Annotated in this window: 8 protein-coding genes; 1 reads left to right on the forward strand and 7 read right to left on the reverse strand. The window is 40.4% G+C overall.

Annotation, left to right across the window (positions count from 1 at the left end; genetic code table 11):
* Positions 1-194: 194 nt before the first annotated feature.
* A complete protein-coding gene (locus BP27_RS17270) occupies positions 195-341 on the forward strand; it encodes a hypothetical protein (protein ID WP_160169845.1) in 147 nt (48 codons plus the stop codon).
* A gap of 240 nt (positions 342-581) precedes the next feature.
* On the opposite strand, the gene BP27_RS0112830 is transcribed toward BP27_RS17270, so the two are convergent.
* The 7 genes from BP27_RS0112830 to BP27_RS0112860 all read right to left on the reverse strand — a co-directional run.
* On the reverse strand, positions 582-1,142 hold the full coding sequence (locus BP27_RS0112830) for a hypothetical protein (protein ID WP_150112068.1): 561 nt from the start codon (positions 1,140-1,142) through the stop codon (positions 582-584).
* A 32-nt stretch (positions 1,143-1,174) separates the two neighbouring features.
* Positions 1,175-4,453, reverse strand: a complete 3,279-nt coding sequence (locus BP27_RS0112835) for a DEAD/DEAH box helicase family protein (protein ID WP_027851884.1) — start codon at positions 4,451-4,453, stop codon at positions 1,175-1,177.
* Between the two features lies 1 nt (position 4,454).
* The gene (locus tag BP27_RS16340; RefSeq protein WP_051610577.1) at positions 4,455-5,489 is read right to left on the reverse strand and encodes a virulence RhuM family protein; all 1,035 of its coding nucleotides are present in this window, start codon (positions 5,487-5,489) and stop codon (positions 4,455-4,457) included.
* On the reverse strand, positions 5,482-7,278 hold the full coding sequence (locus BP27_RS0112845; protein ID WP_027851885.1) for an ATP-binding protein: 1,797 nt from the start codon (positions 7,276-7,278) through the stop codon (positions 5,482-5,484). Before BP27_RS0112845 ends, BP27_RS16340 begins: the two co-directional genes overlap by 8 nt.
* Complete coding sequence (locus tag BP27_RS0112850) at positions 7,278-8,423, reverse strand: SIR2 family protein (protein WP_036240322.1); 1,146 nt, start codon at positions 8,421-8,423, stop codon at positions 7,278-7,280. Before BP27_RS0112850 ends, BP27_RS0112845 begins: the two co-directional genes overlap by 1 nt.
* Positions 8,424-8,428: 5 nt before the next feature.
* Entirely contained in the window at positions 8,429-9,724 is a 1,296-nt protein-coding gene (locus tag BP27_RS0112855; protein ID WP_084324605.1) for a DNA methyltransferase, read from the reverse strand.
* Positions 9,725-9,752: 28 nt separating this feature from the next.
* Positions 9,753-10,034 (reverse strand): IS30 family transposase (locus tag BP27_RS0112860; RefSeq protein WP_027851888.1); only part of this gene is annotated, 282 nt, incomplete at its 5' end.

Raw genomic sequence — 10,034 nt, forward strand, 5'->3', positions numbered from 1 at the left:
GCGTTCAGGCTGTAGAAAAACCTAAGAGGTCTCAGGTTTTGGAAGATTTGCGCGCTCCTACGTAAATTCTGGAGTTTCTGATGATGAAAAGTGCTCCAGAATTCACGTAGAGTCGCCATTTTTAGTATGAAAAATGATCAATTTTTTTAGGCTGAGGTTTTTCTACAGCCTCGTTATACATCAATGGAGTTTCAATGGCCGCTGAGAGTAAAGAAACAACAATGTTCTTTTTGAAAAGTTGGTTGGCCCTAGTTCAGGAATTTTTATTAAAGAGCCGCTTTTGCATTCAATGGATTTTGATCATCAGTCTTTTTGGACATCAAGCCAAGCTGATGAAATAGATGGAGATAGAAGAGCGCGCGCATTCCTTGTTAATTTTTTTTCCGCAAAGAGTGAGGCACATAGTTGCTATGCTTGTTATTCCAAATATGTCAGGTGTGTTCGTGACTGATATGAAAAACTTAATTTTCAACCACGTTTCTTAATTAAACTATTTCGCTGCTGGTTGGTAAAAAGTTTCTAATTGGTCAAGTAGCCAAAACATTACGCAAGCCCCCTCCGTCACACTAGTTGTCCGGCGATTACCACTGCATCATAGATAGTACACGCTGTCCATTTATGTAATGGCACATAAGTAGTGATATAATTTCAGGTGGAAGCATCAATTCTTTGGTCATACCATTGGGGTGTGAGGTTCGAGTAACTCCATTTGAAAAAGTCTTAGTTTCTTTATCGTAAAAGCCAAAAAAATCACCAATTAGTCGTACATCGCTTAATAGTTTTCCGTGTTTTTTATCTACTGCTTTACTTATGGTAAGTGTACCTATTGGCTCGTGGTTAGCTATCATCATTGTAACAAACTGCATTACACGGTCATGTAGCTTATCGGATTCCATTATGAGCTGATAAAAAGTGTAGGCATCATCCTTGGTGCAAAGCTTTTCAAACAGAGCAAGTGCATGGGCCACCATCTTTGCAGCAACTGGGTCTTTCTCTGCAAACTTTATAGCGATAGTATTTCTGGTAATCGGTAGCATTACAGATAAGTAGCCATCATTATCTACGATTACGCCATCACGCATGTACTGCTTTAAATCTGTCTGACAGTTCGATAATGCTGCTTTGTGATTTTTTATAAACACACTATTACTCGTCCTTTTGCGCAATCTTTAATTTAATCCTGCTTTAGTCTTCCAAACATTTTTTCAATGTAGTTATCTCTGTTGTTGGTCATTAGCAGTACGTGCATGGCTTCTAGCTCATCTTCAGACTTGTCCCATTGCAGTTGTGCGTAGTCAGTCCAAGACAAGATAAAGCTATTAAGTACCACATCAGGATCTTTTAACCGTTTCTCCACATCTTTAATTTTCTGATGAAACAGGACTTTTTCACTACCTGGTCCTTCATGTAACAGGCCATGTGGTTCTATAAAAGTAACGTACTGCTTGCCGTTTATCAGCATCCACAAAATAAAATCAGGATAAAAGCCACCAGCTTCAAAGAAACCAACACCTTTACCACGGGTTCGGTTACGCAATAAATATAACTCAACACCATCTTTATCTAGGTCTGCTTTATTTTCGTCACACCAGTCTTTTAAGTCGGTAACAAACTGGAATTCACTTTCATTAAGGGCCACAGGTTGAATAGAGATTTTACTACCACGCCTAAGGTGCAGTAGGGGCTGAAACAGGTGTTGGTGAAGGTTAATAGCACTTAAATCACCAACTTTTAGTAAGTCATCCTTTTGATGCTCTAAGTTTAGTTTTACCTGTTCAATGGCTTGAATTAACTGTTCTTCACTGCCATCAACAATGACTTGATAAAAATCTTCCTGAGGAATGTTTTCATCGGCTGCAGTAAGTTCACGTAGCTCTAGGCGAGGCTCCATAAACTCACGTTTGCAGTAGTTGTAGTAGCGTTCGGCGTAGCGTTTAAGTAGCTCACTGGCTACTTGTTGAAGTAATAAGACACCTTCAAAGCTACTTGGGTTTAAACGTGCTGCCGGTAAGAATAGGGTGTACCAGTTGGAATCTTTCAGTAGTTGCTGAATACCAGCCTTAGTTATATTCAAGTTGTACCAACTGCGTTCATTTTTAAAGCGTTCTAATTCAAAAAACAGCTGGTCATAATCTAACAAAATTAAATGCTGTTCGAGGAGAAGAGCAGTTTCTTTTTGTAGAAGAGTGGTAGTACCACTTGAACGAATGGCAGCAATGCGTGGATACCAGTCAGCAACCACCTTATTAAGTGTTAAGTAGCTGGGAGCTTGGTTAAGAGTCGGAATACGGGCATCGGTTTTAAAATCGTATTCTTTGCCGTCGTCATCCTTACGCTTAGGGCGCAGAATTTTTAGCTTTTTACCAAAATCGTGCGTCACATTTAGTGGGATCTGAATGACCTTACGCTGCTCATTCCCCGGCAAACCTTCCTCACTCAAAAACTGACGGAATTTCTCCATAAAGTCAGCTTTGATACCAAACACATTCAGCGTTTCCAGCTCTTCAATATAAGGAGGCCGAACAGTTGCCTGAGAGTGACCCGAGCGCTTCAAGCTCCACTGGTAGCCTTTCAAGCGTACGCCGCGACCAAACAGCTGGATAATCTGTGCGCCCTCACTGGAGCCCACGTGCATTAGGCCCAGCGTACTCACACGCCAACAGTCCCAGCCCTCAACAAACTTCTTGGAACCAATCAATAGATTCACCGGCGAACTGGATTCTTTCACACTGGCAAACAGGGTATGGCTAAAATCGCTCTCAGATATGGTCAGTGGAATCGCTTGCTGATTAGCAAAGCGACTGATGTGGTCACACAACCCTTTGGCATCCCCCACGCTGATCAAACCAAAAGGCGTTTCTGCGTTACCAATACGCAAGACTATCTCACCCGAATCGCCTTTAACGCGCTCCAGTACGAGTTGGCCACCCGACTGGTTATTAAATACACGCTGCAAAATATCGCGGTACAGCTCTGCTACCGTTTCACCTGCATTGATTTTTTTTGCTAAATAATTAAATGCGCTATCAAAAATATCATTGCCGTTGGCATCGAGTAAGCCAGTGTCTTGGCCCTTGCCGGTCAATAACTCATGCATACAGCTGATAGCTTGCGACTCATTACTCAAAAACTCAGCCATAAACTGAATAATCAACGCCACGTCTGTCGCCACCAGCTGCTCATCTTTGCCCAGCTTGCCAGACGAGACGGTGCTACCCACGAACACCCAGAGTGGCTTTTCTATGTTGAAGTCGCTGAGCTGATGTTTTTTATCGTCATAAATGCACAGCTGCTGATAAAACTTCAGCAAGCAGGCCGTGATATACAGTGCACGGGTTTCTTCGAATGACTGCGGCAAGTTGAGAATTTGGTAATCTTTGCCAAAACCATCTTCGTAAAACCAGCGGTAGGAATAGTCAAACAGCACGGCTTTGGCGTAATCATCTTCATGACCGGTTCCAGATACGGCTTGATCAAAAGTCGCCGAGTACTCAAAACTAAAGCCTTTGTCACACAGGCTGGCGCGGCGGTGAAACCAAACGCCGGTTTCATTTTTATTGCTTAAGCCACGGTGCCCTTCATCGACGAGCAGTAGGTTTTGGTCACCTAAGCTGCGTGTGGCAATGGTGTTTGGGCCTTCTTTGTCAGCCAGCTTGGTAATTTCTAAGGTGTCCACATGGCCTAAACCAGCAGCGGCACCAAACAAGCCACCACGTGATGCTAAATATTCGCCAGCAGAAATTCCGCTTTCGTGAAATTCATCTCTATGCTGCTTTGATAAATCTGAGTTTGGGGTTAACAAAATAATTCGCGACAGCGCATTCGCCTTGCCATACTGCGTGGCGTAATGGCGGTATTGCAGCACGTTAACATGCATTAATAAGGTTTTGCCGCTACCCGTTGAGTTTTGCAAGCAGATTTTATTCAGGTCTTCTAGCTCATAGGCTGGCATGTCTGCGTAATCACGCCAGTGCTGATTAAAGCGCTCGACAAAGCTATTTAATGCAGCAAGCAACACATGGCTATCGTTGAAAAACCGGTCTAAGTAAACTTCAGTAAACAGCAGACTAAGCCACTGGTAATACTTCCACACAATCGGCCGATGACGTTTTTCATTAATCGCTTGCGTATGGCGCACAATATTTTGCTCATAGGCCATAAGCTGATCACGGCTGATTTGTAAATCATTCAGCTGCACACCTGCATGGCTGAACAACGGACTGTTAGCTAAGTGATGGAAAAAATGATGCAAATTATCCGTGTCTAAGCCTTCTAAGCTTGGGTTACGAATCGGCTCAGCCAGCTTATGAAACGAGCGAATCGTTTTACCCTGCAGCTTATGTTCAGCCAAAGGGTCAATACCAAACAGGCTAATTAGCCACTGATTGAGCACCAGCTTGTTGCGAAAGGCGAGCTGCTTTTTAGTAGACTTTCTGGTGGTTTTTTTAGTCATGTTATTTATCTTTTAACTCTTGCTGCAGGTGTTTCACTGCTTGCTCAAAATCGCTGGGCTGTTGGTCTGTTTGCTGAATACGCAGACGGTGAAATTTCTCATATTCAAGCTCTGCATGTTGCTTAGCCATTTCGTGGGATATTTTACCCGCATGGGTTAACACATCACGGTCATTGATATTTAAAAAACTATCCAACTTACTTATCCAATCCGCCATGGTCATCGGTATGCGGCGCATCGCTTGGCCTTGCGCAAAAATCAAATACTGTTCAACTAGGTTATTCAGCGCAGCTAACTCATCTTCATTCAAATAGTTTTTAGCGTTACTGACATCCTGCTTACGCACCTTAGCGCCACGATAACTGTTTAAGCCCATATTGCTCTGCTCAGCATTAGCGCGGCTGTAAATCAGCTCTGCTGCTGTTTGGCCGGTAATGGCCCAATGCATTTTGTTTTGTACGGTTTTGAAAAAATTAATGCTGATATCCAACGTCGGGTCGTAATCCACACTGAGCGCGTAAATATCGGTAATTTTGCGATAAAAACGTTTTTCCGAGGTACGAATGTCCTGAATGCGACGTTCCAGCTCTTCGAAATAATCAAAGGGCTGGTCAGGATTTTTTAAGCGCTCGTCATCCAGCAAAAAACCCTTGCGGATAAACTCAGACAGCTGCTGGGTTGCCCAAATACGAAAGCGTGTCGCTACACGGCTTTTAACACGGTAGCCCACGGAAATAATCATATCGAGGTTGTAGTAATCCAACAGCCGCTTAACCTCGCGCTTTCCTTCGGTTCGAACTGTTAAGAATTTCTTAATAGTTGCCTCAGGTGATAGCTCGCCATCTTCATACACATTACTCATGTGCATACTGACATTAGGTATCGATGTTTGAAATAGCTCAGCAATTTGCTGTTGTGTAAGCCATACCGACTCATCTTCAAAGCGCACATCAAGCTTCAACTCACCATCTTCGGCTTGGTAAATTAAAAACTGGCCTTTGGCAGGGGCTTGGTTATCGTGAGTTAATTTAGTCATGTGTAGCACCCCACAGTTTCTCTAAATCTATATCATCGCTATCGGGCCGTTGCCCATCCAACATTTTATCGACTTGAATCAGAAGTGGTAAATCGAAGGTAGTGCCCGTGACAACACAGCAGCCCTTAGCGAGCTTTGGAATCATATTTTTAGAGAAAGCATCTAATGAGCTGATCGTGTTATCGATTAAAAACAAATCCTTATCGTTAACCAGCCGATGAATAAAGAAATTATGAATCTGAGACATAATTGTTGGCGATATATCAGCAGGACGCTGGCTTGATAGTGTTAAAAAAACACCAAACTTACGACCTTCTTTAATAATCTCCTCGAAAAGCTCTAGGCGATAATCTTTCCAACTTTCAGCTTCACGATTAGATTGCTGTGAAAGAATGTTATGCGCCTCGTCAATAATCAAATGCAGGGTTCTATCTATATTTGACTGTTCTTGAACAGATTTTTTATGTGCCTCGTAATAATTCAAAGTTAATAAAAGTGGAATTATTTTTTTAATTTCTTGATTGCATTGCCTTAGCGAGATTACTGTTAATAGCTTATTATTCTGCTGAACTGTATTTTCACTGCTTTGAACATTTATTACTTTAGATAAATCATATATAACTGCATCCATGCGCTTTAAAAGTGGCTGGATAAAATCAAACTGAACAAAGCCGTGCAACAGGTCATTTATTAGCTGTAAGTGACATCTAATTTTAAATCTTTCAAATGTATCTATATCTTTTTTTATACTTAATTTAAAATCACAAAAAACTTTATTAAAATCATCCTCACCGCCGTTAAAATAAACATTTCCTAAGCGGAAAACACTACCCTTTGCGTACCAAGTGACTTGGTTAAGTTTGCCTGAAACATCTGACTCATTATCAAGCATACTGCCTAGAGCTCTTAATAAATCAATAGATTCTCTAGCTTGGGAAGTTGATGCAAACATTGAGAAAAAAGTACTATTAAGATATCTTTCTAAAGTTTCAACACTGTCACCAAATCTGACAAACCCTGAAACAACTCTATTAATAAAAGGTTTTTGAGTGTTTTCTGTAGCCTTAAAAAGAAGCCCTAATACTTCCGCACTCCAAAAACTACTTTCAGAAAGGGAGACCTTACCACCACCGCTAGTGCGAGTATTAAGCTTAATGACATTTTTATTTTCTGAGCTTACTAACTGCTTACCTGTATATTCACCATTAAAGTCAATAACAATAAATTTACTATGTTTATTTATTGCTTCAGTACGCTTAACGTCACCATTGAAAAGCTCAGTATAGAGCTTCGTTAAGGTATTTGACTTACCGCTACCCGTATTACCAAAAACACCTATATGAGTGTTAAACAGATGCTGCCAAGGTAAAGATATGCGAATGCTGTCTTTGATCGTTTGCCCGATAGAAAAATCACCATTTCCCTGACTATAAATTTGGTAAATTTTTTCTTTATTAAGTAAAAATACTCTATCGCCGATCATTGGCAAGTGCTTAACGCCTTCAAAGAAGCTTTCACCTTCAAAATGGCCTAATGGTTGTAATTCTACTTTTCTAATATAGCTAACTGTGTGATTTTCAGTTTCAGCTCTAGACTCATCAAGGTACTCACCTTCAACTTTTGCGATAATATCTTTGAAACCACGCTGTATGCACAGGTGTTCATTGATGGAAATACCTTGATAAGTTTGTCCCTTATAAAAAATAGTTTCAAGATTGCTTTGCTCATATACCTTGATGATTATTTTAATGCCTTTAACAGCAATTACTTCACCAATACAAAGCTCCATTAGAAGGGTAACTCCTCTGATAACTCTTTTGGCTTCTCATTAAAAACATACTGGTTAAATGTTTCAAAACAAAGCTTTTTACCAGGAAGTGAAATATACACAACATGATCAGTGCTAGAAAACTTTGCTCTGATTGCTACTTCTTCAGCTTCTGTGAAACAGCAAATATATATTTCTAGTCTTGGATTTGATAAAGAGCGTTTTACAATATTAAGTATATGCTCATCTGCAAATGAAAAGCCAAACACAATCAATACAGAGTTTTCTTTTTCAAGCTCATAACTCATGTAGCGGAGCATTTGATAGTAATGCTCTTCAAATACAGTTTCTTGAAATTTCCATTTAGTAGGATTTACGATAGGAAGCTTTTTATATTTTTCAATGAATTCTTCTTCATCAACTAAGAATTGAATACAAGATTCCAAGCTTTCTAGCTTAGCCGTGTCATCACTAATAATTATAGAAAAATCATTAATAGCAGTCTTTAAAGTATTATCTAAATCAATATCACTTGATTTATCGTTGTAATCCACGGATATAGCTAGCTCATCTTCTTTTTTCCAAAAAATAGAACCATGAAGATGGATCAAATTTACTTGCGTTATTTCCATTTTATGCTGTCGAAACGGACTAGTTTCATACTGAACAGTATTGAAGTTACGTGCACTTAGATATCTTTTCCCAAATCCCTTAACCCCATCATTTAAATTGATATCAAAAGCATTTTCTCTGTACAAAAGTTCAACTGCTTGAACAAAACAATTATCGTAATTAGTCGTAAATATATTGCATTGCTTATTTTCTTTTTTTCTATCAAGTAGAGATTTAATTGATTTTAAAAAACTTTTATATTCCTCGACAACGCGACGCTGTTCACCTGCTGCACTATGATAGTTGAAATGCAGTATCGGTTTTACGCATTCAACGTAGTAATGCATAAATAGACTAGTTAGTAACTCTGTTTTATTGTGGTCTTCAAAATACTTCCCTAATGTTTCTACTGTGTGTTTGCTACCATCACTTTGCTTAATTTTTAACTCAAGCGTTGGTGCAATACCGTAAGAAGCACCAGAGCCAATTAAAAAATTAATGTTTTTATCATAAATTTCAGCAAATGGTATCGATACATTTTTTTGAGCATCCATATTTTCTACCCCTCCACATCCCACATGCGTTGCATGAATTCTTCTTCGATTAGACGCACTTTCCAGCGGTCTTCTGCTTTTTTTAGGTTGGGTAGGTTGTTGCTGCCATTGACGTAGATGGTGGCGTATTCAAAGTCGCGGCTGTTGATGCGGTGGGTTTTGAACCACTCGTCGAGCACGAGGTTATCTTGTTCTAAATCGCCGGTGAGTTTGCGCCACACGATTAGTACTTTATCGCGTGCGCCATTGTTTGGGTTGGCGGGGTCTGCTGGCAACCAGCCTTCGATTTTACGCAGCCACCAAGGGCCATTGTCGTCTTGTTGCAAGCGGCCATCGAGCACTAGGCGCGTGGTTTGACCTTGTGGTGCATGAGCGTCTTGTACGCGGTTAAACTTGGCGTTAAAGCCTTGTGGCGCAGCGGTATGCTCGACGCGCAAACCGATTAAGTAGTTAAAGGTTTCGATTAAATCTACCGTGCGTTCAACGCTTTCATCGCTGCCTGGCTTTTTCACTTCTAGGGTGTAAGCCGTTGGGTTGGCAAAGGCATCAATGTTGAGCAAGGATTGACTGCCACGGGTTTCAACATCCAGCATATAGTGCAGCATGTAGTCTTGCTTGAGCTGGCTATTGGCATCAATGGCACGTTGACGAATAGGGTCAGACGCTAGGCGCAGGTTATTGAGCGTGTCTTCGTAGGATTCTAAACGAATGTATTTGAAGCAGTGGGAAATACCGGTGTTACGGGCGACGGGCTTGCCATCCCTCCACGCTTCAGAATAAATAACTTTGGCAAGACGCACCTTTAATACTGTATCAAAATGATAGCCCATTTCAGTAAGTACATATTTACGACACCCATCATCTGTTCGGTTTAAATTTATTACTGCATGCCCTGTGGTACCGGAGCCTGCAAAATAATCTAAAACTAATGAGTTATCTGAGGGGTATGAAATAACCTCAGAAACCAACTCAACAGGCTTAGGATTTGAAAACAATATACTAGAGAAAAAATCTAGCTGTGCAGTATTTCCATCACTTGTTGTTCCGCTATCCGATAATATACTTCTTGGCTTTTTTCCTTCAGGTAAACGTTGTTTGAAAAAAATAGACCAGCCATCTTTTCTCTGCTCAAACTTAACTTCACCTTCAGCTAAATCACTTTTGAATCTAGCTTCAGAGCGGAGCCAGCTAATTGGATTGCCTAAATTATCATGCTCAAGAATTGAACCATCTGGGCACTCAATCGCATAGTACTGTTTCCCTGATTTTCTTTTAAATGTGTCCCAATAAAATTTTCCTATATCATCTTTTTCTTTATATCTCTTGGATTCAACTTGCTAGTGCAACAGCCTGTAATTCTTCAAACAATACTTCATTTGGTGTTTTCATTCCAAGTGTTTTCCTAGGTCGGTTATTTAAACGATGCATAATGAATTCAAAATGCTCATCATCTAAGTGCTTAAAGCATGAACCTTTGGGGCAGTATTGACGTATTAAGCCATTTGTATTTTCATTCAATCCACGTTGCCAAGAAGCATAAGGGTCTGCAAAGTAAAAGTCACAATTCAGTGCTTTTGCAATGGCTTGATGCTCAGCAAACTCTTTACCATT

It is taken from the genome of Marinospirillum insulare DSM 21763 (assembly GCF_000686905.1).
GTDB lineage: Bacteria > Pseudomonadota > Gammaproteobacteria > Pseudomonadales > Halomonadaceae > Marinospirillum > Marinospirillum insulare.